A 26075-nucleotide genomic window follows, 5' to 3' on the forward strand; every position below is an offset into this window, starting at 1 on the left:
GGGCTTTTTGTTATTCCTTAAACTTGTCATGCAACTTATGCGGAAACAGTTGAGTGTATACTTGCCATAGGATGTTTAAGTTTCTATGGCCTGTGACTTGAGCAACTTCTTCGATAGAGTAACCTTTTTCAAATAATCGGCTAGCACCTTCTCGACGCAAGTCATGATATCGCAGATCTTCAATGCCCAATTCGTTACGAACTCGCTGAAAACCTGCAGTTACAGATCTCGGGTTGTAGGGGAAAATCAAGTCATCATTTTTAGGTTGGTTTTTTGCGATATCAAATGATCCTGCGAGCAAAGGCACGATCATGTGATTGCCCTCTTTTTTTCTTGGGTCTTTTCTATCTCGGACTAAAACAGTTTTATGATCTTCGTTTAAGTCTTCCCAGCGTAATTTGCAAACCTCACCGATCCGCATGCAGGTTAAAATACTAAAGTCCAAAATATCGAGATAAGGTATCCTGGTTTTTCCATTGGGCCTAAAGTCCATCCTTGTTTGAAGACCACCTCTTAATTTCTCAAGTTCATTCTCTGTTGGTCGTCGTGTTCGTTTCTGGCTTTTTCCTACTAAGTTCATTTCAATAAGAACGGGCACAGCATCTTCGAAAATTTGGTGGTTGGCAGAAATATCCCAAACGGGCAGAGCCTTTTTCATAACGCTACGAAGATAGGCAATATCATGGTAGATAGTTGAAGGGCCTGCACCCGCTGCGCGTCGATTTTTACAATGTTCAATCAGATCACTGGTTTTGAGGGCGTCACTTTTTACCTTACTGATATCACAGTCCATAAGCATTTTAATGACATAGCGTTTAGTTCGGCCTGTCTTGCCCCATAAGTCGTGATCTTCAAAGTACAAATTTAACAGGGCCCCAAGGGACACCACTTTATGTTTGTTGAGTGCCCCATGATGTTCAATGGCATCACAACGAGTTTTACCCCAAGTGCGAGCAACTTCTTTTTTACTGAATGTTTTCGACTCACGATGTATAATTTCGCCGGATTCTTTGACGCGCACAGTACACCGGTAACTAAACTCGCCGCTTGCCTTTGCTCGTTTCTCTATTGTAAAAGATGCCATAATCAGTGAATTTCGCTAAATCGTCCTACCCCATTGTGGGGCCTATATGGGACACCATACAACGAAATTCAACGAAATTACAGACAATTCAGAGCAACTCGGAACAAATGATTGTATCAAATAAATCAGGCTGTAAGCCAGTAATGTCAATGAAACCGCTAAATAGAACCTTCTCCATTGCACCCATGCTTGATTGGACTGATAGGCATTACCGCTACTTTGCTCGCATCATGTCTGCTCAAGCTTTGCTGTATACCGAGATGGTGACGACAGGAGCGATTATCCATGGCAAGGGTGATTATTTAGCGTATAACGAAGAGGAGCACCCGCTTGCGCTGCAACTTGGTGGGTCGAATGCGTCTGACTTAGCCACCTGTGCCAAACTGGCTGAGCAGCGTGGTTATGATGAGATTAATCTCAATGTCGGTTGCCCGTCAGATAGAGTACAAAATGGCCGTTTTGGTGCCTGCCTTATGGCCGAACCTAAGTTGGTGGCCGAATGTGTCGATGCGATGCGCAGTGTAGTAGATATCCCCGTTACGGTTAAAACCCGTATCGGTATCGATGAGTTAGACAGTTATGAGTTTTTGACTGAGTTTATCGACACCGTTAGCGCCGCAGGCTGTGATACTTTTATCATTCATGCTCGAAAAGCTTGGCTGCAAGGCTTGAGTCCCAAAGAAAACCGTGAGATCCCTGAGCTAGATTATCAACGTGTGTATCGTTTAAAGCGCGATTATTCCGCGCTGAATATCTCCATTAATGGTGGCGTTAAAACCTTAGATGAATGTGCTGAGCATCTTAAACACTTAGACGGTGTAATGGTGGGGCGTGAAGCCTATCAAAACCCTTATATTCTGGCCGAAGTTGATCAACGCTTATGTGGTAGCGATAAGCCTGTGTTGAGCCGAGATGCCGTGCTAGAAAAGATGCTCCCCTATATCGAAAAACACTTACAAGCGGGAGGGCGCTTAAACCATATCACTCGGCATATTACTGGGCTATATCAAGGTGAAGTGGGCTCTCGCGCGTGGCGTCGTTATGTGAGTGAAAATGCCCATAAGCCTGGCGCGGGCATCGAAGTGATCCATCAGGCCAGAGCCAGCATGGAGGCTGTGTAAATTAGTACTCCCAATGTTATTGGATAACATCAAGGTTTAATCCATTTTCACCCTGTTATGCCCAGCGTAAGCCTTCACCTTGGTGAAGGCTTTTCTATGGTGTGGGCGCCGATCAGGGTGTTCAGCATAGAGAGTAGTAAAAATGACTACTGCCTAGTGAAACTCGCTAACTCCTTTCATTTCGCTTAATCCTTGTTTGTTATTTTGGATAATTCTATCTTCAATCTTTTGCATTTAATTCAAACGCTTAGCTTGTTGTTACTGAGTTGGCACGCCACTTGTATTGTCTTAATTATCACCATTAAATAGCAAAGGATAAGACCATGAACAAGTTCACTAGAATGTCATTAGTCGCTGCCACATTTATCGGGATCAGTTTTTCTGCAACCGCAGAGGATTTTATACCAAATGACATTAGCGCCACTTTGGAGCGTCAGTTAGCGGCGCAAATGCAAGATGCAATAACTCTAGTAAAACAAGAGCTAACTTTGTCACTGCAGGCGCAGTTGTCGGAGTCACTGTTCGATAGCGGTTTTGAGTCATCAAACCCGATTGAAGAGCCTGCAACGTCAGATCAACATGCAGTGATAGCCAGTGTGAGCCAAAAGGACTGAGCAGATGTATTTTTGGGAGCTGGCATTGATTTTATTGTTACCTGTCTTGGGTTTTGTGATTTGTGCGGCACTGGTATGCACAGTAAGAAGCCTGACGGGAAGTTAACTGCTCAATACCTTAATAGGAGTCACCGATGAAGATTGATGATCTAACTGACACCCTGAAGCGGCCTAGTAGCTTGATTTGTGGGGTCGCCGCAACCATGGCCGATAAATTTGCTTGGTCGTGCCTGTGGACTCGGGTGGTGTGGACGGTGGCAGTAGTAATGAATCCGGCCATGTTCTTAGTGATTTATTTTGCGCTGGCATTGGTATTGCCTAGACGAAAATCGCCTTATTAACCACATAGGCCGTGATTGATAGGTCATAGCAAGTGTTAAAGCAGATGATAATGATATTTATTGAGAGGATACTATGATGAAACTGAGATTAACTAGTACACAGAGCCCAGCCGCTATTGCCGTGGAATTAGGTGTGGTCATTGTGATTAGCCTGCTTATTTTCACCTTAGCGCTTTAGATTAAGCCTTGGATATTAAGTGAGTTAGAGCATATTTTAATGAGAGGGTGGGAATATTAGCATTTAACATGAACGCTAATATCGCAGTGACTCCTGTTACAGCGCAAGAGAGTTGATAGTAAGCCATGCGGTGGCAAAGGGCACAGATACTAGCTGACCTTGAACTTGGGTACAAAGAGGTTCGCATAAAACGCATCCAAAGTGCATTGTATGGTTTGGATTATCTAAACTGCATTGAAGTCGGGTGAGGTATTACCTAGTGATGTTGCCGGCTTAGAGCGACTAAACCGACGCTATGTCATGACTCACTTATGCTGTTACTTATTCAAGAACGCGGTAAATTGCGCCTTAGCTTCATCACTTTGCAGTCGCAGCGCGAACGCCTCTAACTCTTGTTGCATTTGCGATCGCACTGCCTCGATATCGTATCGCATTAAGCGGCGGCTCGCCTGCAAGGCTTGAGGCGGTTTCTGTGCTAACTTAATTGCTTGGTTGAGTGCATAGTCAAACAGCTGTTCATTGGGTAACACCTGATTGACGATATTCATCGACAATGCTGATTCGGCATCAAAGCTCTCACCTAATAGCAGTAATTCGGCAGCTTTTTGCGGCCCCACTAAACGTGGTAATAATAGGCTGGCACCCGCTTCGGGAACTAAGGCTAAATTGACAAAAGGGAGTTGAAATTTAGCGCTGTTGTCGGCGTAAACTAAGTCGCAATGCAGTAGCAGTGTAGTGCCGATACCTACGGCCGCTCCCGTCACCGCCGCAACAATGGGCTTATTGAGATCAAGTAGGGCAAAAAGAAACTTAAATGCAGGATGCTCTGGACCTAAGTTACTATTTTTTAAAAAGTCAGCGATATCATTGCCAGAGGTGAAACACTCTGTTTGCCCTTTAATCAGAAAGGCGTTAATTCCGTTGTCTGAATCCCCTTGGATAAGGTATTCTGTGAGTTGATTATACATATCGAGATTAAGCGCATTGCGTTTTTCTGGGCGATTTAAGGTGATAATGCGAACGCCCTGCTCATCCTGAATTTGAATGGTACTCATTGGTCAAGATTCCTTATTGTGGCAAATGGGATTAAGAAGGAGTTTAAGACATTGAAACAGATTTTCAAACACGCGTTTAACTTTGTGTTGCTATCATGCACTTCATTCTCCGTTTTGGCAAATGTGATGCTAGTCGATGGCTATGTGAGAGCCATGCCTGCTAGTGTGCCCAATACGGCTGTTTATTTTACCCTGATGAATCATGGCCCTGAGGTTAAACTAGTCGCAGTGGAAACCGATGTCGCCGAAGAGGCGCAGTTACATACACTGGTTGAAGAGGAAGGCGTGATTAAAATGCGTCAGCTCCCCTATTTTACCATTGCAGCCCATGACAATTTGGCGCTGGCGCCATCGGGTGACCATGTGATGCTGCTAGGCTTAAAGCAGCCATTACAAATTGACCAGAAAGTGGGTTTAACGCTTACATTTGATGATGGTACCGAGCAGGCTATTACCCTGACGGTCACCAGACAAGATGCGACTAAGCAAGATGGTGAAATGGATCATCATCACCACCATTAACGGAGTAATCGTATGCAGATGACATGGAAAAAAGGCGCTTTCGTCGCCGCAATAGTGTTTCTAATTGGCTATTTTGTCAGTGTGTGGTGGAGCATCGAGCCTGATAGAATTGAACCGCACCAACTTAACAGTGCAACTGGCCAAAAAGTGGTGGGCTATGCGACCACAACGTCACTGATTTTAACGGTCGAGACCCTGCTCGATAAGAGTGGTGGCTGGTTATCTAACGACATTATGCCGCCCTCGCTATTTATGGATAACATGCCGGCGTTTGAATTTGGTGCTATCGAGCAGGCACGTGATCTTGCCTTGATCATGCGCAAAGAGTTTAGTCGGTCACAATCGCAATCTACCGCCGATAACGATCTGTTAGCCGCCCATTCTAAGCTGAATATTGAGCACACCAGTTGGTTGGTTCCAAGTGCTGAAGGCGAATACCGTGACGCGATTAAATTATTCAAACTTTATCGTGCCCGCATTGCCGATACCAATAATCCCGATGCTCAGTTTTATGCCCGAGCCGATAACTTAAATGAATGGTTAAAAGAGGTGCAAAAGCGCCTAGGCAGCATGTCGCAGCGTTTGTCTGCTAGTGTTGGGCAAGATCGTCTCAATACCGATTTAGCCGGAGAAACCGAAGCCAGCCAGTCGACCCCGAATCTAGCGCGTCAGCAGATAAAAACAGGTTGGTGGGAAATCGATGATGTATTTTATGAAACTCGCGGCGCCACTTGGGCCTTGCTGAATTTTATGAAGGCTATTGAGGTCGATTTTGCCGATGTATTAAAGAAGAAAAACGCTGAAGTCAGCTTACAGCAGATTATTCGTGAGCTGGAAGAAACTCAGCAACCTGTGTGGAGTCCGATGATCCTTAATGGATCAGGATTTGGCATAGTGGCTAATCACTCATTGGTGATGGCCAATTATATTTCCCGCGCAAATGCTGCGGTTATTGATCTCACTAACTTATTGACTCAAGGTTAAATGATGAAAAAAACACTACTTGCATGTGCTCTGCTTACTTCACTAGCAGCGACTTCTGCACAGGCCGCGACACTGGTTGGTTTTAAAGTGGGTGGCGATATTTGGCAAGCGGATACTAATGGTACTTTTGCACAAGGTGGTCAAACTCAACAAGATTTTGATTACGGCTCATCAACACAAGGTAGCCTTTGGGTTGCCGTTGAGCATCCGATCCCATTAGTACCAAATGTTAAAATTCGTGAGAATCGCTTAGATGCGGATGGTCAAGGCACATTGGTAGCCCCTTGGATCTTTGGCGAACACACCTTTAGCCCAGGTAGTATTTCGACTGCGACCAACTTAAGCAACACAGATTTTGTACTGTATTATGAGTTGCTGGATAACGACCTCGTCGCGCTCGATTTAGGTGCGGCTTACAAGCGTATGCACGGTTCATATCGGGTTGCTGATGCTGGTCATCCTGAGCAAAAAGATCTGAGTAGCGGTGTTGTGATGGCGTACGCTAATGCCGAAGTAGGCTTGCCCGGTCTAGGCTTGTATGGGTTTGCTGATGTGATGCTGGGTGTAGATGAAACTAGTGTATATGACTATTCTGTTGGTTTAGGCTGGCATTTTGATGGCGTCGCGCTCGATACTAAAATCCGTGTCGGTTATCGTGACTTTACTTTCGATGTTAATGGCTTCGATGGTATTACTGCTAACTCACAGTTCAAGGGCGCTTTTGCCGGTGTAGAACTGGTTTTCTAACGCTGTCATCTATCCTAGGGGTTGTCTCCTGATTTGGTCGATAAGAGCCATAAAAAAACCGCCATTAGGCGGTTTTTTTTATGGCAAATGGTTAGTCGAATTTACTGGCTGACAACGGGGGCGATTAAGCCACTGTTAATCGCAATTACATCATCTTCATTTAGGGTTCCAGCCGCTTGTTTTAGCGCTAAAATGGAGTTGATGTAACCGTAACGGGCATTCGATAACTGACGTTTTGAATCGTATAAATCACGGGTACGGTTTAGCACGTCAACAATAGTACGAGTCCCCACTTCAAAACCTGCTTGGGTCGCTTTAAGTGCACTCTCTGATGAGATAACCGATTGCTCATAAGCACGGATTGAGCTGATAGAAGCACCGACGTTATTGAAGTTGTTACGCACATCTTTAACGACTTTACGGTAGGTTTGTTCCATCTTTTCACTGGCTTCAACATACTGATATTGTGCTTGATTAACTTGTGAACTTACCTTGAAGCCTTCGAAAATCGGTACGCTTAAGGTCAGGCCAACATTGGCATTGTCATAATCATCTTGACTGCCAATTTGGTTCTTTTGTTCAAGATTAGTGGTGTAACCAGCGTTCAAATTTAGCGACGGCATATGACCTGCTTTGTAAAGCGTGATGGTCTGCTGAGCGATATCTTTACCGATACGAGTTGCCATAAGGTCAACACTGTTGCTCTCGGCCATTTTTAACCATTCTTCTGGCATGGCTGGAGTTGGCGTGACAGCGGTGAAGCGATTGGTATCTAAGATATCGATGGATTTATGATCGATACCGGTAATTTCACGCAAGGCTTCGTAGCTGTTGATCAACTGGTTTTCCGCTAAGATTTCAGAGGCGCGGGCTAAGTCATACTGTGCTTGAGCTTCATGCACATCGGTAATAGCGGTAAGGCCTACCGCAAAACGTTGTTTTGTTTGCTCTAGTTGACGTTCAATTGCGCGTTTTTCAGCGCCTTTAAACTCGTAGTTATCTTTAGCCGATAAGACGTCAAAGTAAGCACTCGTCACTCGAATAATCAGGTTCTGTAGTACCGAAGCATAAGCGGCATCGGCCTGTGTGGCGGCAAGTTCCGCTAAATCTAGCCCAACCCATGCACTGTGATCGTAAACCACTTGCTTTAATGACACGCCGGCATTTAAGCCGCTGTTATAGGTATTGTCGGACACATCTGACCAACTCTTGCCATAACCCACGCTGGCACTTAGTGTCGGCAGCAAGGGGGCACGATTTTCTTCGATCTGCTCGTAGAGTCTGTCGCGTTGAGATTGAGCTTGAAGCGCGATAGGATCACTGGTAAGTGCTTGTTGATAAATTTGTAATAGGTCGTCGGCGTGCACGGCTGAAGTTGTCGCCGTTAGAGTCAAGGCTGCACATAAAGTGCGGATCTTAAATTTCATTACCTGTCCTTTTTTAGACATAAATACTCCTTTTGGCGGAGCGATTTACTTAATAAAGTTAAGTGATGCTTTACAGCAAATCATTTGAGTAAAGCGGTTTGCGCTTCCCGACGCTTCCCGATACATCTAAACTTGTAAGGTTAAGATACTAAGATATTAAGAAATTAACCAATTTTAAGTCAACTATGAAGTGTAACAGTTTTTGATTTTATGTCTGCAATTTTTGGGGGGCGACATGCTATATTTACCTACCCTGCAGCCCTTAACCGTCATCAAAATAACTCAAAGGAAAGTGGATGAAGCAGAAATTTAGCCGTGATGATATTGAGATGCTGAGTCAGCATACTGTATATCAAGGATTTTTTCGCGTTGACGAGTACCGTTTTAAGCATAGGTTATTTGCTGGTGGTTGGAGCGAACCCGTGACTCGAGAGGTGTTTGAGCGTGGTCATGCTGTGGTGGTTCTGCCCTATGATCCCGTTAGCGATAAAGTGGTGTTGATTGAGCAAATTCGGATTCCTGTTGTGGCGGATGCCTCAACACCATGGCTGTTTGAGTTAGTGGCTGGCATGATTGAGCCTGGTGAGTCGGCAGAGCAAGTGGCACATCGAGAGCTAAGAGAAGAAGCGGGACTGGTGGCAAATAAAATGGTGCGGGTGTGTGACTACTTTGCTAGTCCAGGCGGCAGTAGCGAACGCTTTGACTTTTATTGGGCGAAGGTGGACGCGAGCCTTGCAAGTGGTATTCATGGGATCAGTGAAGAGCACGAAGATATCAAGGTACATGTGATGTCGCGCGAAGCGGCGTATCAGCTATTATGTGATGGGGTGATAAATAACGCCTCGACTATGATTGGCTTGCAATGGCTGCAATTAAATTACCATAAATTAAGAGAAGGGCTGTGACAGTTTCGTTAAACAAGCGGCACAATAGCTACCAAGTGGACGTCAGTCGCTTTTTGGCGTTATGTAGCCGAAATTACTTTAATATATTGCGTTGGCTACCAGCCTCTTGCGAGCAGGGATTTTGTTGGCAAGTCGATGGTGATTTTGGCAGTTTAGACGTTAAGTTGCTCGAAAATACCCAATATACCCAATTGATTGAAATCTCCCGGGCTATCGACTCAGTGCAATTAATTGATACCCCTAAGGTTGTCGTTCGTGTTTATCATGATGCTAAATTAGCAGAAGTGTTAACTAGTCGACAGATTTATCGCTTAAGACCAGTATATGATTACCCAAATATACGTATGTATCATAGAGACGAAAAGTACCAGGTAAATGCTTTTCTTGAAGAGTTACTACAGATTGACAATCATGTCAGGATTATTTGTCAGTCCACATTTTAGGGTTTTAATGTGCTAAAAGAGGCTATCTCTTATTCTATTGGTGACGGTGAGAGCGTTAGACTGGTTCAAGTGACCGATCCGCACCTGTTTGCCGATCGCGAAGCTCAGCTTTTAGGCGTTAATACCGCAAATAGCTTAGATGCTGTGCTTAATACCATAAAGGCGGTTGATTATCCGGCGCATCTGATGTTGGCGACGGGGGATATCAGTCAGGATTACTCGCACGAGTCTTATCATAATTTTGTGCGTGCAATTGTACCGCTTAATTTACCTTGCCATTATTTACCCGGTAATCATGACGACCCTAGGGTGATGCATCTGCATATGCAAGGGCCTCGTGTGTATGGCGAGCAACGCATTTTGGCAGGTAACTGGCAAATTATCATGTTGGACTCCACTGTTAGGGGAAAGCCTGGGGGCCACATGGCCGAGACTCAGCTGGCCTTGATAGAGTCTGCGGTCGCGGCGCAGCCAGATAAACACACCTTACTGGTGATGCACCACAATCCAATTTTGGTGGGCTGTCAGTGGCTGGATCAACACTGCATGGATAATGGCTCAGATTTTATTGCCAGGGTCGCTAAGTTACCTCAGGTTAAGGGATTGCTGTGGGGGCATGTGCATCAAAGCCTAGATCAAACTCATCCCACTGAGCATGGCACCATGCGTTTAATGGCAACACCTTCCACCTGTATTCAATTTAAACCTAAGTCACCTTATTTTGCATTAGATGCACAGCAGCCAGGATATCGATTACTGGAACTAAAAAGTGATGGTGGTATATTGACCAATGTTTACCGGGTTCCAGGTAATAAGTTTTCTCCCGATCATGAGTCAAGTGGTTATTAATTTCTTCTCATACTAGCGCAGCATCAGGATGATGCTTGATTGGAGCTAAAGCTTTATTTGGTGAATTGCGCTGCCAATGTTAGCATCGTGGCACTTACTCTCTCTGTCGGTACCTTTTGATTTGTTCTGTGTCGTTAGCGTTGGTATCGCGAGTTAAATAATAGCAATAGTTATCGAGGAAATATGCTGCTCTATCTCCATGGCTTCAATAGCTCCCCTCAGTCAGACAAAGGGCTGGTGACCGCTCGATATATTGCTCAGCATTTTCCACAACTCTCTTTTTTTCAACCGCAGTTACCCGCCACTCCCGCCGCCGCGATGACATTACTGATAGAGATTGTCGAACAAGCACTCGCTAAAGGGGAGTCGCTGCATTTTATTGGCTCATCATTGGGGGGGTACTTTGCCAGTTACCTCGCTGAAACCTACGGTGGTAGAGCGGTGCTCATTAATCCGGCCGTTACTCCTTATGCATTATTTGATGATTTTATTGGTCAACAGTACAATCCGTATACTGACGAAACGTATCAAATATTACCCGAGCATAAACAAGAGGTTGCACTGTATGATACCGAGGTTATTCTGAATCCTGAGCGATTTCTTGTATTATTACAATCCGGTGACGAGGTGCTCGATTACCAACAAGCAGTGAATAAATACCATTGTTGTCAGCTGCTAATAGAGGCGGGTGGTGACCATAGTTTTATCGGCTATGAACAACAGTTGGATAGGATCTGCCAGTTCCTGTTTCTTAATAAATAGACATGTAGGGCCGCAATAAGGCCTGAATAACCATATGTGTGTGCCATGACAAATCAATACACCTCAGATGCAATTGAAGTACTTAATGGACTCGACCCTGTTAAGCGTAGACCCGGCATGTATACCGACACCACACGTCCGAACCATTTAGGACAAGAGGTGATCGATAACAGTGTGGATGAGGCGCTGGCAGGCCACGCAACTAAAATTGACGTGATCCTTCATAAAGATAACTCGCTGGAAGTTATTGATGATGGTCGTGGTATGCCCGTTGATATCCATCCAGAAGAGGGGATTTCTGGGGTCGAATTGATCTTAACTAAGCTGCATGCTGGCGGTAAGTTTTCTAACGATAACTACCAGTTTTCAGGAGGCTTGCACGGGGTGGGCATCTCGGTGGTCAACGCCCTGTCAGATCGCGTTGAAATCAGCGTAAGACGTGGCGGCGAAGTCTATGAAATGGCGTTCGAGCATGGCGATAAGGTTGAAGACCTTAAGGTCACCGGCACCTGCGGCAGACGTAATACGGGCACTCGGGTGCATTTTTGGCCTACCGCCAGCTATTTTGATTCGGTCAATTTCTCTATCCCAAAACTGGTTTATTTACTGCGTGCCAAAGCGGTATTGTGCCCAGGACTACGCATTAAATTCACCAATAAACAAACTGGTGAAAGCGAAGAGTGGTTTTATGAAAGTGGCTTGACCGATTATCTGCAAGCGTCGATTAATGGGGCTGAAACCTTACCCAAAGAGCCGTTTATTGGCACCATGGTCGGCAATACCGAAGCGGTTGATTGGGCGATAACTTGGCTGCCAGAGGGCGGCGATTATCTTAACGAAAGCTATGTTAACCTTATTCCCACGCCGCTTGGTGGTACTCATGTCAACGGTTTTAGGCAAGGCTTGCTCGACTCGATGCGTGAGTTTTGTGAGTTTCGTAATCTGATCCCGCGTGGTATCAAGCTCTCGCCCGAAGATATTTGGGACCGCAGTAGTTATATCTTGTCGATTAAGATGCAAGATCCTCAATTTGCAGGACAAACCAAAGAAAAACTCTCTAGCCGCCAGAGCGCCGCATTTGTTTCTGGTATTGTGCGTGACGCCTTTAGTTTATGGCTTAATACCCATACAGAGCAGGCTGAAGCCTTAGCCGATATGTGTATTAATAATGCGCAGAAACGGTTAAAAGCGGCTAAGAAGGTGGCGCGCAAAAAAGTCACATCAGGCCCAGCCTTACCCGGCAAGCTTACCGATTGTAGCGGCCAAGATCCTATGCGTGGCGAGCTATTTTTGGTCGAAGGTGACTCGGCGGGTGGTAGTGCTAAACAGGCGAGAGACCGTGAGTTTCAAGCTATCATGCCTTTGCGCGGTAAGATTTTAAACACGTGGGAAGTGGATGCCTCGCAGGTATTGGCCTCGCAGGAGGTGCATGATATCTCGGTGGCGATAGGCTGCGATCCCGACAGTAGTGATATTTCTGAATTGCGTTATGGCAAAATTTGTATACTGGCCGATGCTGATTCCGACGGATTACATATCGCGACCTTGCTGTGCGCACTGTTTATGAAGCATTACAGAGTGTTAGTAGAAAAAGGCCATATCTATGTGGCGATGCCACCACTGTTTCGTATCGATGTGGGTAAAGAGGTCTTTTATGCCCTCGATGAGGCGGAAAAGCAGGGGATTTTAGACCGTATCGCCGCCGAGAAAAAGAAAGGCAAAGTACAAGTGACTCGCTTCAAAGGTTTGGGCGAGATGAATCCGTTACAACTGCGCGAAACCACAATGGATCCGAACACTCGCCGTTTGGTACAGTTAACCATTGATGAGGCCGATGATACTATGGCACTGATGGATATGTTGTTAGCGAAAAAACGCTCGGGTGATCGAAAAGCATGGTTAGAGACCAAAGGGGATATGGCTCAGTTATAACCTGAATTATGGCTCAGAGATTGTATAGGCAGATGAACTTAAGATAATGAAAAATAAAACGATAACTACTTTATCTTTTAAGTTGTTTATAGCTATGGTCGTCATGGTTATGGCAGCAGGAGCCAAGGCCGATCGGCAGTCGATTATGATCACCGTGGCTAAAGGTTTTGGGCTCTCATTATATGCCGCAGATCTGGGCGATGCTAAGCAGATGGCCTTAGGGGACAAGGGAACCTTATTCGTTGGCTCCTATAAGACGGGAGTTATTCATGCGCTAGTGGACAGTAATGCCGATGGTCGGGTCGATAAGCGCTATATTGTCGCCAAAGATCTGCATTACCCTGAGGCGATAGCTTTTCACGATGGCGATCTCTACGTAGCTGAAAGTTCGCGCATTATTCGCTATGTGGATGTTGAAAACCGCTTACGTCGCCCTAATCGCGGCAAAGAGGTGTATAACCGCTTACCGGGTAAAACTAACAAGAGCCACCGTGCGATGCGTTTTGGGCCAGATGGCCGCTTATACGTTGCCATTGGCGCACCCTGTAATGTGTGTGAAGCACCGGCGCCGTTTGGCAGTATTATTGCTATCGATGTTAACACCGGCAGTAGCCAGCAGGTGGCGACAGGCTTGCGTAATGTGACCGGTTTTGATTGGGCGCCAGATGATAATAAATTGTGGTTTGCCGATATCGGTCGCGATTGGATGGGTGACCGATTGCCCCCCGATGAGATTAATCGCGTCGATACCGTTGGTAGTCACTATGGCTTTCCCTATATTCATGCGACTGACGTGGAGGAACCTGCTTATGAGAAACCTAAAGGGTTAAAAGTGACCCCGCCAGTGTTTGAATTACCCGCTCATGTCGCGCCAATGGGATTGCAGTTTTATCGTGGTAAGCAGTTTCCGGCAAAATACCATGAGCAGATGTTTGTTGCCGAAAATGGCTCGTGGAACCGGTCGAGTAAAATTGGCTATCAGGTCACTATGCTGACGCTTGCGGGCGATGAGATAGTAGATCGACAAACCGTGGTGAGCTTTCTAGATGGTGAATTCCCGGTCGCTAGACCTTACGCTTTGCTGTCAGCTCCCGATGGGGCTATCTATATTTCTGATGATTTTAAAGGCAATGTTTATCGACTGTTTTATAAAGATAACGGCGTCAATGAGAGTGAACCGAGTGAACAACAGGATCCAAACCAATGAGTGATGCGATAGATTTGAGTCTCGATGGTGTCGAGCAGATGCCCCTGAGGCGTTTTACAGAGGAAGCGTATCTCAATTACTCTATGTACGTCATCATGGACCGTGCATTACCGCATATTGGCGATGGATTAAAGCCAGTGCAGCGGCGTATTATTTATGCCATGAGTGAGCTGGGCTTATCGGCGCAGTCTAAGCATAAAAAATCGGCTCGTACCGTCGGTGACGTATTGGGTAAATACCACCCTCATGGTGATAGCGCCTGTTATGAAGCCATGGTATTGATGGCTCAGCCATTCTCATATCGTTATCCGCTGGTTGACGGTCAAGGTAACTGGGGCGCACCCGATGATCCTAAATCGTTTGCCGCCATGCGTTATACCGAGGCGCGTTTATCGAAATTCTCTGAAGTGTTGCTCACCGAGCTGGGTCACGGCACTGTCGATTGGGGGGTTAACTTCGACGGCACCATGAAAGAGCCGCTGGTGTTACCAGCCCGTTTACCGCATATTTTACTTAACGGTATTACCGGGATAGCAGTGGGGATGGCGACGGATGTACCGCCCCATAACGCGCGTGAATTAGTCGATGCCTGTATCGAACTCTTGGATAACCCTAAGACCGAACTTGAACGCATTATGGAGTTGGTTCCGGGGCCTGATTATCCGACAGAAGCGGAAATTATCACGCCTAGAGCCGATATCGCTAAAATTTACAGTACTGGTCGTGGCTCGATTAAAGCGCGCGCCGTGTACACAATCGAAGCGGGTGAGATAGTGATCACCGCACTGCCACACCAAGCCAGTAGCGGTAAGATTTTAGAGCAGATAGCCGCGCAGATGCAGGCCAAGAAGCTGCCTATGGTCGCCGACTTACGTGATGAGTCAGATCATGAAAGTCCTGTACGTATGGTGGTTGTGCCTCGCTCTAATCGCGTCGATTGCGATCAACTTATGGCGCACTTATTTGCCACTACCGATCTGGAAAAGAACTTTAGGGTCAACTTAAACGTGTTGGGGCTCAACGGTCGTCCGCAGGTTAAAGGGCTTAAGCAGCTTCTTAGCGAGTGGTTAGAGTTTAGGATGAGCACCGTCAGGCGCCGCCTAGAACACCGACTCGATAAGGTGCAGGCAAGATTACATATTCTTGATGCCTTGATGATCGCCTTCCTCAATATTGATGAAGTGATTGAGATCATCCGTTATCACGACGATGCCAAAACCGAGTTGATGTCGCGCTTTAGTTTGAGTGATGAGCAAGCCAATGCCATCCTCGATTTAAAACTGCGCCATTTAGCCAAATTAGAAGAAGTGAAGATTAAGGCGGAGCAGAGCGAACTCGAAGCCGAACGTGAAAAGCTCGAGCTGCTGCTTGGCTCAGAGCGTCGCATGAAAACCTTAATCAAAAAAGAGCTTAAACAAGATGCAGAAACCTATGGCGACGCTCGTCGTTCACCACTGGTCGAACGTCAAGAGTCTAAAGCCTTAAGCGAGCAAGAGTTAGTCCCAGCCGAAGCGGTGACTGTGGTCTTATCGGAAAAAGGCTGGGTACGTTGTGCCAAGGGACATGATATCGACCCTACAACACTCTCTTATAAGGCGGGGGATGGTTTTCTCTGCGCCGCCTCAGGGCGCAGCAATAATGCCACCGTGTTTATTGGCAGTACTGGCAGGGCATTTGCCACCGATACCCACACCTTACCGTCGGCGCGTAGCCAGGGTGAGCCATTAACCACGCGCTTCCAATTGTCGCCAGGTGAAACCATTGAACATGCTTTGATGGGGGAAGATGGGCAATGTTTCTTGCTGGCTAGCGATGCCGGTTACGGTTTTATTGGTGACTACAAAGATATGGTGTCGCGTAATAAGGCGGGTAAAGCCCTATTAAGTTTGCCTGCGAATGCCAAAGTGCTGCAACCTAAACGGGTCGATAAGTCTCGTCGTGAGTCGATTTTAGCGATCACCAACGAAGGGCGGATGCTACTGTTTTCAGTAGATGCACTGCCACAACTGTCTAAAGGTAAAGGTAATAAAATCATCGGTATTCCGAGCGAGCGCGCAAAAAACCGTGAAGAACTACTGATGCACTTGCACGTAGTGCCTGAAGACACTGCCGTCACCTTGTGGGCGGGTAAGCGTAAGTTGACCTTAAAACCTAGCGATCTTGAGCATTACCGTGGTGAACGTGGCCGCCGTGGCGCTAAGTTACCGCGCGGTTTACAACGTGTTGATAAGGTGGAACTCGGTGCTGATGAGCCAGTACTTTAAGCCGTTTTAGGTTCTTAGTGCTTTAGGTCGCTTTAGGTCTTAGTCTAAGTGCTCTAAGTGTTCTAAGTCCTGAGTGAGATAGCAAATAGCGAGATAACAAAAAAAGCTGCTTTTAAGCAGCTTTTTTTGTTGGTCATTTTTATGTCTAATTTTTATATCTAAGGATTTGCACCGTCAGCTAACTCCGGAGTTAGCTGACGGTATAAGCTTTGTTTGTGGGTCTGTCACAGTATGGCTGATGAGTCGATTAAGCCACTTCGTAGAAGTTAGGCGTAACATCTAATCTCGCTTGAATGATCTCGCTGGCCATGCGGGTACATTTACCGCATTGACTACCTACACCCAAGCGTTTTTTGAGATCGGCCAAAGAGGTATCTCCCTGATCAACAGCTTGTTTAATCTGAGTATCGGTAATGGCATGGCATAAACAAACGTACATACTATGGCTCTCTCTATAGTGATGCATGAAAGTGTAAATGAAAACGATTCTCAATACTAATAACTTTAAGTTATAGCTAGTATTTATGCTGTAAGGTTCAGCTATTAAAAAACCAGACGCGATGTTAGCGCGTTTTGATGGGCTGCTGGTTGGGCTTTGGCGCAAATATAATGGCTACAGGCGGATTTTTAATAGCAGATTGTTAATAACTGAGGCTGAGTCGCTATTCAATGTCGGGGCTATGGCTTAGGTGTTACGTGCGCCTTGCCAGCATTGAGCACTCGTCAATGCCGCTAAGCTTAGCTGCCTAACTGAGCTAGCTAATTGAGCGGTGAGGTGCACCGCTTAGTCTTACTTTTATATCAATAGCCGCGTTCAAAGTTGACTAAATGGCTGAGCGCTTGCCCCTTGATGAAGTGGTGATAGTTAGCGGCAAAGATTTCCACCACTTGTTCAGGTCGGCTTGGAGCCGCGATATGTGGGGTGATGGTAGCATTGCTTAATGACCATATGGGATGGTTGGCGGGTAACGGCTCTTGATTGAACACATCTAAAATCGCTTGTTGCTTGGGTCGCTGTAGTAGTTGTTGATATAGCGCATCGAGATCGAGTACATCACCTCGCCCAAGATTAAATAAAATGGCTTCATCTTTAATCATGCTGAGCATTTGGCTGTCTAAAATGCCTCGGGTATCTGGCGTGCTAGGCAGGATCGCGGCAATGGCATCGGCCTGGGCAATATGGCTGGGTAGATTGGCGAGGGTATCGACCTTATCGAATCCAGTCGTTGGTTTGGCACCGCGGTTAATTCCGGTTACCTGCATTCCGAAATGTTTGCCTGTGTGGGCAATATGCTTGGCAATATTGCCCGTGCCTAAGAGCAATAACTTTTGCCCTTGCAAGGTTTTAAAGCTGCTGGGGCGCCATATTTTATCCGCCTGTTGTGACTGATACTGTTTATGTTGACGTTGATGAGCCAGCAAGTAGCCAAATAGATATTCACTCATTAAAGGGCCAAATATTCCTTTAATGTTAGTGAGTTGGTAATCACGGCGTAGACGAGGTTTGACTAAGGGGTCGACACCCGCATAGGTTGATTGCATCCAAGTCAATTGCTGCGCGTGACCCACAAGTGGCGCCGCTAATGGGGGCTCTGCCAACCAAATATTCGCGCTGAGAATACTGCTAGGATCATCGTCTAGTAACGTCAGTTGTGGGAGATGACAGGAGTCGAGCAGTTGGCGATACTTTGGGTTGTCACTGGTCAGCAGCAGCAGTTTATGTTCCATGGCTAGTCCCCATTATCATTGGCGTTGTCGCGTTAATTAGGCGGTCATAGCGAGCATGCTTGGCCTGGTGGGTTAACTTGGCAAGCATAACTGAGTTATGTTACCTGAATGGATGAGTATAGTGTATGCGCTTTTCTGCTAAGCTGCTCGATAACTTGCTGACTAATATCAGGATAGTTACTAAAAATTCCATCAACGCCAAGTTTAGCTAAATAGGCGATATCTGCCGCATCATCGACGGTATAAACATAAACTTTAGCTCCGCGCTGATGGGCATCAATCACTATGTCTGAGGTGATAAAGCTCAAACTGAGGTGCAGTGAATAAGCCTGTAACTGGCTCACTAAGGCGGCATTATCAACAGGAATACCTTCAATGAGCGGCGCCACCAAGGCTTGAGGAAACTGCTGTTTAACGCTGGCAACAAAGTGGTGATTAAACGAAGATATCAATAGCTTATCGGCGCTAAAATTTAGTTTTGATAAGATGTTAGGGTACAAGCTTAAAAATGGCGTCAGTGAGTTCATTCCCTTGAGCTCAATATTAACGATACAGTCGAAGTGCTGCAGATAAGCCAGTAGTTCCCACAAGGTGGGAATGGGCTCGGCACCGACGCGTACCGTGGCTAAATAGGCTTGGCTCACCTCTTCGATGAGCCCAGTGCCAGTGCTTTTACCGTCGAGGCGTCTATCATGAAATACATACAGTTGGCCTTCGACATTGTGCACGTCAATTTCGATAGCCGTGCTCCCAAGTTGTACAGCTTTTTTAATCGCGGCTAGGGTATTTTCTGGCGCATAACCGCTAGCCCCTCGATGAGCAAATACCTGCATTAGTTTCTAATCAACCCCTGAGTTTCTTTGCTTTGGCCACTGTTAATATGCACTTCAAGCTGCGGGTAAGCGAGTTCTAAATTGTTCTCTTTGAGTTTCTTATTTACTTGTTTATGTAGTTTGTGACGCAGTGGCCAGCGGGTATTCATGTCTTTAGCATAGGCACGAATTTCGTAATCTTGGGTGTGCTTACCAAAGCCTGCAAACCAGACTTCTGGCTCAGGAATCGTCAGTGCTTCATCGCACTCTTTAACGGCTTGATACAGTGCCGCTTCTACCCGGGCTGGATCTGAGTCTCGGGCGACCGACACGTAAACAATCACTCGAGTGATTGGGTCGGATAATGACCAGTTGATTAGCTGCTCGGTAATAAATGCTTTATTGGGCACAATGATCTCTTTGCGATCCCAATCGACAATGGTGGTGGCGCGGATCTGAATTTTACTGACAGTGCCAGTTAAGTCACGAATCGTGACCGTATCTCCAATCCTCACCGGTTTTTCGAACAAGATGATAAGGCCCGATATAAAGTTTGCGAAAATTTCTTGTAAGCCAAAACCCAGACCGACCGAGAGCGCTGCCACTAGCCACTGCAGTTTAGACCACTCCATTCCTAAGGTAGAAAAACCACTTAATACACCAAAAAACACGACTAAATAACGGCTTACAGTAGTAAGGGCGAAACCCGTACCTGGGGTTAAATCGAGCCGCTGAAGGATCATCAGTTCCAGTAGACCGGGTAAATTAGTGGCAATCATTAATGAAAAGCCAACAATAATTAGTCCCAGCAGTAACGATTTAAGCGTGATAGGCTGCTGCTGAGAGATGCCATCGATCACGGTCGAGCTGGTCCAGAGGGTGATACCATCCAAAAACGAGAAGATGGCGCTGTGGGTTTGAGTCCAGAGTCCAATTAAGCTGATTAAGAAAGCAAGGGTCAATAATGAGCGCACCAAGCCTAATGATTGACTCGAGATGGTTTCAAGATCGACCACGGGCTCCTCGTAGGTGTCACCTTGTTCATTATTGGCGCTGTCGTCATCTTTTTCCCGTTGGGCCAATATTTCGGCGCGCTTGGCTTTTGCACGGTGAAAGGCGATGCGCCGGCGTTCAATCAACATCCAGCGTTTAATCAGTTGATAGAGCAACATAAAGCTCAACGACAAGATCAATGACAGTTGAAGTTGTAACAACATTTGGAAAGCGGTGAAGTAATATCCTCTAAACGCTAATACTGCGCATGCGGGCGGCAGCAATAACAGCACGGCCCAGAGTGTTTTTTGCAGTAAACGTTTGTTTTTATCATCTTGATGGTAAAGACGTTGCTGCTTAGATAACTGTAAAATATCGATATAAAACCAAAATAGCATGATGGCGAACACAATAAAGGCACCGCGGCCTAAACTGTTACGGATCATCGACGTTTCTAACACTTCGGTAAAGCCGAGCACGCCAATAATAGGCATGGTCATTAATGTAAAAGTGCGTAGCCGTTGCTGCCCTGCATGAATGGTGTTGGCATCTCCTTTGAAATGACCAATTAATACCCCTTTTTCTAAGGCGAGTAGATCGGTGAATTGATATAACAGATACAGGGCGGCGATGGCTAAGATCCCCATGCCAACCGATGACACTAAGTTATGTTCTGAGTAATATAAAATCAGACCACTAAGTAGTAATGGCAAGGGTTTAATGGCGCTATAACAAATCGAAATAAAGAGTGCGGTTATAGTGTAGATAAACTTATCTTGGGTCACGTTGCCCACAAATGCCGCGTTGTGGGTCATGGCTTTATTAAAACTGGGTGTGACTAGATCCTGTAGCACTAGGCATAAGATGAATAAGATGATCCACCAAGACCACAGTGTGCTTTGCTCACTAAAGGAGTCGGTAATCTGATGCCAAGGAGCTTGTGTTAACAGCCATTGGCTACTCTGCAGCAGATCGCTAAACCAAAACCGGTCAATGCTATTGGCATTAGCAACCCAGAACAGATGTTCGTTAAGGGTTGTTTTTAGATTTTTATACTGCTGATTGAGTTGCTCATATATCACCCGCAGTTCGGCTAGCTCGCCAATATACAGGTCGTAGTTTTCCAGTAGTTGTTGCTGCAATTTATGTTGCGATTGCAAAAGCTTAGCTTGTAATGGTGTGTGCTCGCCTGTGCCAGTATTGAGGCTGGCATGCAGGGTAATATCTTGCTCTACTTGGTAGCGTTCAAGACGAGCATTGGCGATTTCATTGCTGATAATGTCTTGGTTTGGCGGTTTAGGTAGTGACGATAGAATGCGTAAAAAGCGCTCGCCAAACGCAGAGTTAAGTTTGACTAAGCCTATTTGCTGCTGAATATTACTCAACTGCTTGGCCTGCATCTGGTACTGGGTTTCAGCTTCTTCCTGTTTAGTGGCCACTTCACTCATCTGATAGGTGAGTTGCTGCAGTTGTTCGCCGTAGGCTTGGTTTTGTTCATTAAGCGCCAGCGCGAGAGCATCATCGGTTGTCGAGGTTTCAATTTGGCTGGCCGCGATGGTGGCTGCCGTGGTTTTATGGCGTTGCACTGAAATGGCCGCATTCAGTTTTTCTATTAGCTGTTCTTGCTGGATCAATTGGCGGCGCACTAAGGTTAACTGTTGTTGGGTGAGGGCGATCTGCTTTTGGCTGCTGGCGAGCTCTGATTCCAATGTTGACAGTGTCTGGCGGTAGAGCCGACTCTGAGCCTCGGTTATGTTAGTTTCGTGACTACTACTGGTGCGAGTGTGCTGGGCTAACGTGCTATTGGCCTGAGTAATAATGGTGGGCAGTTGATGCTGTCGTTTGATGAGTTCGTTAATTTGTTGCCCTAGGCTGGCTTCGATCTCTTTTAGCTCTGATAGGCGCAGATAGGCCATAGAGGCTTGTTGGCTTAAATCTTGTTGTGGTTGCCAACTTAAGGGTTTAGAAGCCTGCTCTATTTGTTTGCTGATATCATTTTTTTTGTTTTGATATTGATGCTGCAGCGCCTCGAAATTACTTTGCAGTTCACGCTGCTCAGTGATCTGCAGCTCAAGTAAGGCTAGTTGTTCTTCGGGGGTTTTTGTTGTGGTATTCGTGTTTTGGCCTATCCCTAAATGCTTGTTAAGCGATAGCGGCGAGTTAGCAGTGGCTGCAAAAGATAGAACGCATAGAAAAATGAGTAAAATACGAGACATAATCTGCTTTTAGTTGGCATTAATACATGGATAGACCGCTATATAGTACCAATATAGATTGAAAATGATATTGATGGATCGGTTAATTTGAACTGAATCGTGACAGGCCGCTTTGATCTGCTGTGTTCAGCAATGGCCTTGGTTATGCTGAGGTCATATTGGACTGTTTTTTCGCTCGCTGACTTTTATGGCTCTGTTGCGTTTCATAAATGGCTGTTATCACAACCAGCGCGCCGCCAATGATTGTATTTAGCGCTAACTCTTCACCCAGTAGCCATAACGCTAATAGCGCACCATATAAGGGTTGCAAGCAGGAAACTAAACTGACAGTTTTGGCACTAAGTTGGCGTAGTGCTGATGTAAATAACGCATGTGGCGCTGCGGTAAAGACCACGCCGAGTAGGATTATCAAGCCCCAAACGGACTGGTTAATGGTACTGATATTAACTTGGTGCCAAGGCATTAAAAACACAACAGCTACAGCGGTTTGATATAGCATAGCTTGGGCGCCGCTATACTCAGCAAAGTAACGCTTGTGGAGTATATTACGAGCGGTAAACAGCATGGCTGAGAGTATGCCCAAAATGATCCCCAAAGTAACATCGTTGCCGAGAGTGGCTTCGGGGATCAACAAACTGACGCCGCAGAGCACACTAATACCGCTTAGTAAATCGGCGCGTTTGAGGCGGCTTGCATTAAACAGTGGCTCAACTAATACCGTCATCACTGGATAGGTAAAAAAGGCAATCATCCCTATGGCCACAGATGAGAGCTGCATAGAGGCGAAATAGGTTACCCAATGCAGGCTCACGATAACCCCAAGTCCAAGCGCAATAAGGTAATCTTTGTGGGCGTTAAGGCGAAGGCGGCAACCGCTGCTTTTAACAATAAGTGCCAAGATAAGGGCAGCAACAGCACAGCGCAGCACGGTAATGTCGAGGGCACTCAGTGGGATCAATTTAGAAAACAGTGCCGTCCCACCAAAGAGTAAAACGGCAATATGCAGTTCGATTAACCCGTGATGGCTGCTAGTGTTGGGCTTCAATGTCGCAGTTAGTCTATTTTGGCAAAGGCTTGACCCATGCGCGTTACTGCTTTGGGTTTAACGCCGTCGGCAAACTCTTCAATGGCATCTTTAGCAAATAACATCACCACTGTACTGCCTAGCTTAAAGCGACCCATTTCCTCACCCTTATCTAAGGTTAAGGCTTCTGGCCCTTCGGTTGGGTAGTCCCAGGTGAAGACTTTTTTACCCGTTGGCGGGGTGACAGTGCCAGCCCAGACCGTTTCGATGCTGGCGACAATCGTTGCGCCAACAAGCACCATGGCAATAGGACCAATTTCGGTTTCAAATATCGTTACGACGCGCTCGTTTCGAGCAAATAACCCCGGTACGTTTTCAGCCGTTAGCGGATTGACCGAAAACAGTTCGCCAGGGACATAGGTCATCTTAGATAAGGTGCCTTTTATTGGCATATGAATGCGGTGGTAATCTTTAGGCGCTAGATAGATGGTGGCAAAATCGCCCCCTTCAAAGCGCTTAGCATCATCGACTTGATCGCCCAGTAAGGCTAAAGCAGAGTAGTCATGGCCTTTAGCCTGAAAGATGCGTCCCGATTTGATAGGGCCACATTGACTGACGGCGCCGTCGACAGGATGGACGATATAGTCGTCATCATCACATAAAGGGCGGATCCCCGGTTTTAATGCGCGGGTAAAAAATGCGTTAAAGCTGGCGTAAGCCTCTGGTTCACTTTGGGCGGCTTCGCTCATATCAATTTTGTACTGCTTGATGAACCACTTAATGACGCTAGTGGTGACCATACCTAGCTCTGCTGCCGCCAACTTGCCTACTAGGCGTGAGAGAAGGTGTTTTGGCATCATGTATTGCAAGGCAATTTTCAGTTTGTCCACGTTAGTTATCCTTAAAATCCAATATGGCTATGTTGCTGTCTGTTGTTAGTCGCTGTCATTTCTAAAATGACGAGCATGGCGCTGCTCATCGAGGCTGTCTATGATGCGATGATAGTTGTTGTACCTATCTTCGAATATTTTGCCTTCGTTAAACGCAGCGGTAATGGCACAACCTGGATCGTTTTTATGTTTACAATCCCTAAACTTACAGGTGCCAATATAGTCTCTAAATTCGATAAAGCACCAGCCGACACGCTCAGGCGGTAGATGCCACAAAGCGAATTCGCGCACACCTGGGGAGTCCACTAGGTCACCGCCGCTAGGAAAATGCAGTAATTTAGCCGTGGTGGTGGTGTGTTGACCTAGGCCAGAGTTTTCAGACACATCGCCAGTGAGTAATTCGGCGTCGGGTAATAACGCATTGATTAATGATGATTTACCAACGCCTGATTGGCCGACAAACACACTCACTTTATCTTTAAGCAGCGCTTTTATCGTGTCGACTCCTTCACCTTCGATGCTGCTGACTTTATACACAGGGTAACCAATTTCTTGGTAGCGACGTAAAGCCGCCTCAACTTGAGGGGCTTCCTCTTCACTGAGTAGGTCAATTTTATTGAGGATAATGACTGGGGCTATACCAGTGTCTTCAGCGGCCACGAGGTAACGGTCGATAATTTGGGTGGTAAAACTCGGTACTACCGATGAGACAATCAATATTTGGTCAATATTGGCGGCAATAATTTTGATGCCATCGTACATATCGGGTCGAGACAATGACGAATGCCTTGGGTGCACCGCTTCGACAACCCCGGCTATGGTCGCTGTGGTTTCAACGGCAAGGCGGACAATCACTTTATCGCCAGTGACTAAACTTTGAATATTTCTACGTATGTTGCAGCGGACCAATTGACCATCTTCGGTTTCGATATCAGCATGTTGACCAAAACGAGAGATGACGGTGCCGAGCAACTCGGGTCCAAGTGAACTATCTTGTAGTTCTGGAGCGGCGTCCCCAGCCTCTTTGCGTTGCAAACGCTTTTCGTGGTTAGCTCGCATGCGGCGGCGCTGGCCTTGACTTAAAGGTTTCTTTTTACTCACAGTGTAATCATCGTCAAAATAAGGTTATTTTGTGTTGTCTAAAGAAAGCAGTATGATACACGGTCTTAAACAAAAAAGCCTGAATTTAGGCAAACAGCAATAATAAGGCAGAGACATGGCTGCAGATGCAAATAATCTGATTTGGGTTGATCTAGAGATGACGGGGTTAGAGCCGAGTGTCGATAGAATTATTGAGATAGCGACTATTGTGACAGATAAGGAGCTAAATATTCTGGCAGAGGGCCCTGTGATTGCGATCCATCAGTCAGATGAAGTGTTGGCAGGCATGGATGATTGGAACCAGAAACATCATGGTGAGTCTGGCTTAATTGAACGAGTTAAAGCAAGCCGCATTAATGAAGCGCAAGCAATTGAACAAACGATAGCATTTTTAGCGTTACATGTACCCAAAGGTGTATCACCCATGTGCGGCAATAGTATTGGTCAAGATAGACGCTTTTTGAACCGTTATATGCCAACACTTGAGGATTACTTTCATTATCGTAATATTGATGTGAGTACGGTAAAAGAGTTGGTTCGTCGTTGGAAGCCTGAAGTAATGGACGACTTTACTAAGCGCGGCACCCATCAAGCTTTAGTCGATATTCAAGAATCTATTGCTGAATTGCAGTTTTATCGTGATAAAGTATTTAAAATTTAATCAATCAGTATAAATTTTTAAAGCAAGGGGTTGCAGCGGGGCGAAATTCTCCTATAATGCGGCCTCAACTTTCAGCTAGCGGCTTACGTTAGCGAGATTGAAATGCGACATTAGCTCAGTTGGTAGAGCGATACCTTGCCAAGGTATAGGTCATCGGTTCGAACCCGATATGTCGCTCCAAATTACAATCTACAGCATCACCAAATGCTATAGAT

The 26075-nt window shown here is 46.0% G+C and carries 24 protein-coding genes and 1 tRNA gene; 15 read left to right on the forward strand and 10 right to left on the reverse strand.

The window, feature by feature from the left end; all coding sequences use genetic code 11:
• Positions 1–10: 10 nt before the first annotated feature.
• A complete protein-coding gene (locus DVO77_RS09820; protein ID WP_119978214.1) occupies positions 11–1084 on the reverse strand; it encodes a site-specific integrase in 1074 nt (357 codons plus the stop codon).
• Positions 1085–1227: 143 nt separating this feature from the next.
• Here DVO77_RS09820 and dusA point away from each other — a divergent pair, with 143 nt between their 5' ends.
• The 3 genes from dusA (at position 1228) to DVO77_RS09835 (ending at position 3160) form a co-directional block, all read left to right on the forward strand.
• Complete coding sequence (dusA, locus tag DVO77_RS09825; protein WP_119978243.1) at positions 1228–2205, forward strand: tRNA dihydrouridine(20/20a) synthase DusA; 978 nt, start codon at positions 1228–1230, stop codon at positions 2203–2205.
• Positions 2206–2528: 323 nt separating this feature from the next.
• Complete coding sequence (locus DVO77_RS09830; RefSeq protein ID WP_110457157.1) at positions 2529–2819, forward strand: hypothetical protein; 291 nt, start codon at positions 2529–2531, stop codon at positions 2817–2819.
• A 134-nt stretch (positions 2820–2953) separates the two neighbouring features.
• Positions 2954–3160: a PspC domain-containing protein gene (locus tag DVO77_RS09835; protein WP_119978215.1), complete on the forward strand. Its 207-nt coding sequence runs from the start codon at positions 2954–2956 to the stop codon at positions 3158–3160.
• 495 nt (positions 3161–3655) lie between these two features.
• Here DVO77_RS09835 and DVO77_RS09840 read toward each other — a convergent pair whose 3' ends face one another.
• The gene (locus tag DVO77_RS09840) at positions 3656–4393 is read right to left on the reverse strand and encodes an enoyl-CoA hydratase (RefSeq protein ID WP_119978216.1); all 738 of its coding nucleotides are present in this window, start codon (positions 4391–4393) and stop codon (positions 3656–3658) included.
• Positions 4394–4444: 51 nt separating this feature from the next.
• Between DVO77_RS09840 and DVO77_RS09845 the strand changes: the two genes are divergently transcribed.
• Genes DVO77_RS09845 through DVO77_RS09855 form a run of 3 tightly spaced genes read left to right on the forward strand, consistent with a single transcriptional unit; the run spans position 4445 to position 6646 of the window.
• Complete coding sequence (locus tag DVO77_RS09845) at positions 4445–4915, forward strand: copper chaperone PCu(A)C (protein WP_249038146.1); 471 nt, start codon at positions 4445–4447, stop codon at positions 4913–4915.
• Between the two features lie 12 nt (positions 4916–4927).
• Complete coding sequence (locus DVO77_RS09850; RefSeq protein ID WP_119978218.1) at positions 4928–5899, forward strand: DUF2333 family protein; 972 nt, start codon at positions 4928–4930, stop codon at positions 5897–5899.
• Positions 5900–5902: 3 nt separating this feature from the next.
• On the forward strand, positions 5903–6646 hold the full coding sequence (locus DVO77_RS09855) for a TIGR04219 family outer membrane beta-barrel protein (protein WP_110457162.1): 744 nt from the start codon (positions 5903–5905) through the stop codon (positions 6644–6646).
• A gap of 101 nt (positions 6647–6747) precedes the next feature.
• On the opposite strand, the gene tolC is transcribed toward DVO77_RS09855, so the two are convergent.
• Positions 6748–8073, reverse strand: a complete 1326-nt coding sequence (gene tolC / locus DVO77_RS09860) for an outer membrane channel protein TolC (protein ID WP_119978244.1) — start codon at positions 8071–8073, stop codon at positions 6748–6750.
• A 296-nt stretch (positions 8074–8369) separates the two neighbouring features.
• On the opposite strand from tolC, the gene nudF reads away from it, so the two are divergent.
• The 7 genes from nudF (at position 8370) to parC (ending at position 16435) form a co-directional block, all read left to right on the forward strand.
• Positions 8370–8978 (forward strand): ADP-ribose diphosphatase, encoded by a 609-nt coding sequence (gene nudF / locus DVO77_RS09865; protein ID WP_110457163.1) that lies wholly within the window; start codon positions 8370–8372, stop codon positions 8976–8978.
• Positions 8975–9421 carry a DUF1249 domain-containing protein gene (locus DVO77_RS09870; RefSeq protein ID WP_110457164.1) on the forward strand — a complete coding sequence of 149 codons (447 nt, stop codon included), beginning with the start codon at positions 8975–8977 and terminating at the stop codon, positions 9419–9421. The genes nudF and DVO77_RS09870 overlap by 4 nt, the downstream gene beginning before the upstream one ends.
• A 9-nt stretch (positions 9422–9430) precedes the next feature.
• Positions 9431–10270 (forward strand): 3',5'-cyclic-AMP phosphodiesterase, encoded by an 840-nt coding sequence (gene cpdA / locus DVO77_RS09875; protein WP_110457165.1) that lies wholly within the window; start codon positions 9431–9433, stop codon positions 10268–10270.
• 183 nt (positions 10271–10453) lie between these two features.
• On the forward strand, positions 10454–11032 hold the full coding sequence (locus DVO77_RS09880; RefSeq protein ID WP_110457166.1) for a YqiA/YcfP family alpha/beta fold hydrolase: 579 nt from the start codon (positions 10454–10456) through the stop codon (positions 11030–11032).
• 45 nt (positions 11033–11077) lie between these two features.
• Entirely contained in the window at positions 11078–12964 is a 1887-nt protein-coding gene (parE, locus tag DVO77_RS09885; RefSeq protein WP_110457167.1) for a DNA topoisomerase IV subunit B, read from the forward strand.
• Between the two features lie 103 nt (positions 12965–13067).
• A complete protein-coding gene (locus DVO77_RS09890) occupies positions 13068–14171 on the forward strand; it encodes a PQQ-dependent sugar dehydrogenase (protein ID WP_239473282.1) in 1104 nt (367 codons plus the stop codon).
• Entirely contained in the window at positions 14168–16435 is a 2268-nt protein-coding gene (gene parC / locus DVO77_RS09895) for a DNA topoisomerase IV subunit A (RefSeq protein WP_110457169.1), read from the forward strand. The genes DVO77_RS09890 and parC overlap by 4 nt, the downstream gene beginning before the upstream one ends.
• A 247-nt stretch (positions 16436–16682) precedes the next feature.
• Here the strand turns inward: parC and DVO77_RS09900 are convergent, their stop codons facing one another.
• The 7 genes from DVO77_RS09900 to rsgA form a co-directional block, all read right to left on the reverse strand.
• The gene (locus DVO77_RS09900; protein WP_110457170.1) at positions 16683–16874 is read right to left on the reverse strand and encodes a bacterioferritin-associated ferredoxin; all 192 of its coding nucleotides are present in this window, start codon (positions 16872–16874) and stop codon (positions 16683–16685) included.
• A 362-nt stretch (positions 16875–17236) separates the two neighbouring features.
• Complete coding sequence (locus DVO77_RS09905; RefSeq protein ID WP_119978219.1) at positions 17237–18163, reverse strand: D-2-hydroxyacid dehydrogenase; 927 nt, start codon at positions 18161–18163, stop codon at positions 17237–17239.
• Between the two features lie 95 nt (positions 18164–18258).
• Positions 18259–18996: a glycerophosphodiester phosphodiesterase gene (locus DVO77_RS09910; RefSeq protein WP_119978220.1), complete on the reverse strand. Its 738-nt coding sequence runs from the start codon at positions 18994–18996 to the stop codon at positions 18259–18261.
• Positions 18996–22184: a mechanosensitive ion channel domain-containing protein gene (locus DVO77_RS09915; RefSeq protein ID WP_119978221.1), complete on the reverse strand. Its 3189-nt coding sequence runs from the start codon at positions 22182–22184 to the stop codon at positions 18996–18998. Before DVO77_RS09915 ends, DVO77_RS09910 begins: the two co-directional genes overlap by 1 nt.
• A gap of 142 nt (positions 22185–22326) precedes the next feature.
• A complete protein-coding gene (locus DVO77_RS09920; protein ID WP_119978222.1) occupies positions 22327–23229 on the reverse strand; it encodes a DMT family transporter in 903 nt (300 codons plus the stop codon).
• 8 nt (positions 23230–23237) lie between these two features.
• Positions 23238–24098 carry an archaetidylserine decarboxylase gene (asd, locus tag DVO77_RS09925; protein WP_119978223.1) on the reverse strand — a complete coding sequence of 287 codons (861 nt, stop codon included), beginning with the start codon at positions 24096–24098 and terminating at the stop codon, positions 23238–23240.
• 45 nt (positions 24099–24143) lie between these two features.
• The gene (rsgA, locus tag DVO77_RS09930) at positions 24144–25199 is read right to left on the reverse strand and encodes a small ribosomal subunit biogenesis GTPase RsgA (protein ID WP_110457176.1); all 1056 of its coding nucleotides are present in this window, start codon (positions 25197–25199) and stop codon (positions 24144–24146) included.
• Between the two features lie 115 nt (positions 25200–25314).
• On the opposite strand from rsgA, the gene orn reads away from it, so the two are divergent.
• On the forward strand, positions 25315–25860 hold the full coding sequence (orn, locus tag DVO77_RS09935) for an oligoribonuclease (protein ID WP_119978224.1): 546 nt from the start codon (positions 25315–25317) through the stop codon (positions 25858–25860).
• A 104-nt stretch (positions 25861–25964) separates the two neighbouring features.
• Positions 25965–26040, forward strand: a tRNA-Gly gene (locus DVO77_RS09940).
• Positions 26041–26075: the final 35 nt, after the last annotated feature.

This window comes from Shewanella algidipiscicola, from assembly GCF_003605125.1.
Taxonomy (GTDB): Bacteria; Pseudomonadota; Gammaproteobacteria; order Enterobacterales; family Shewanellaceae; genus Shewanella; species Shewanella algidipiscicola.

Bases quoted from the DNA above. Each gene is read 5' to 3' on its own strand.
- parE (WP_110457167.1), top strand. From the start codon at position 11,078: ATGACAAATCAATACACCTCAGATGCAATTGAAGTACTTAATGGACTC.
- DVO77_RS09910 (WP_119978220.1), bottom strand. From the start codon at position 18,996: ATGCAGGTATTTGCTCATCGAGGGGCTAGCGGTTATGCGCCAGAAAAT.
- DVO77_RS09830 (WP_110457157.1), top strand. From the start codon at position 2,529: ATGAACAAGTTCACTAGAATGTCATTAGTCGCTGCCACATTTATCGGG.
- orn (WP_119978224.1), top strand. From the start codon at position 25,315: ATGGCTGCAGATGCAAATAATCTGATTTGGGTTGATCTAGAGATGACG.
- DVO77_RS09835 (WP_119978215.1), top strand. From the start codon at position 2,954: ATGAAGATTGATGATCTAACTGACACCCTGAAGCGGCCTAGTAGCTTG.
- DVO77_RS09820 (WP_119978214.1), bottom strand. From the start codon at position 1,084: ATGGCATCTTTTACAATAGAGAAACGAGCAAAGGCAAGCGGCGAGTTT.
- DVO77_RS09840 (WP_119978216.1), bottom strand. From the start codon at position 4,393: ATGAGTACCATTCAAATTCAGGATGAGCAGGGCGTTCGCATTATCACC.
- parC (WP_110457169.1), top strand. From the start codon at position 14,168: ATGAGTGATGCGATAGATTTGAGTCTCGATGGTGTCGAGCAGATGCCC.
- nudF (WP_110457163.1), top strand. From the start codon at position 8,370: ATGAAGCAGAAATTTAGCCGTGATGATATTGAGATGCTGAGTCAGCAT.
- DVO77_RS09880 (WP_110457166.1), top strand. From the start codon at position 10,454: ATGCTGCTCTATCTCCATGGCTTCAATAGCTCCCCTCAGTCAGACAAA.
- DVO77_RS09850 (WP_119978218.1), top strand. From the start codon at position 4,928: ATGCAGATGACATGGAAAAAAGGCGCTTTCGTCGCCGCAATAGTGTTT.
- DVO77_RS09915 (WP_119978221.1), bottom strand. From the start codon at position 22,184: ATGTCTCGTATTTTACTCATTTTTCTATGCGTTCTATCTTTTGCAGCC.
- dusA (WP_119978243.1), top strand. From the start codon at position 1,228: ATGTCAATGAAACCGCTAAATAGAACCTTCTCCATTGCACCCATGCTT.
- DVO77_RS09855 (WP_110457162.1), top strand. From the start codon at position 5,903: ATGAAAAAAACACTACTTGCATGTGCTCTGCTTACTTCACTAGCAGCG.
- DVO77_RS09905 (WP_119978219.1), bottom strand. From the start codon at position 18,163: ATGGAACATAAACTGCTGCTGCTGACCAGTGACAACCCAAAGTATCGC.
- DVO77_RS09890 (WP_239473282.1), top strand. From the start codon at position 13,068: ATGGTTATGGCAGCAGGAGCCAAGGCCGATCGGCAGTCGATTATGATC.
- DVO77_RS09900 (WP_110457170.1), bottom strand. From the start codon at position 16,874: ATGTACGTTTGTTTATGCCATGCCATTACCGATACTCAGATTAAACAA.
- tolC (WP_119978244.1), bottom strand. From the start codon at position 8,073: ATGAAATTTAAGATCCGCACTTTATGTGCAGCCTTGACTCTAACGGCG.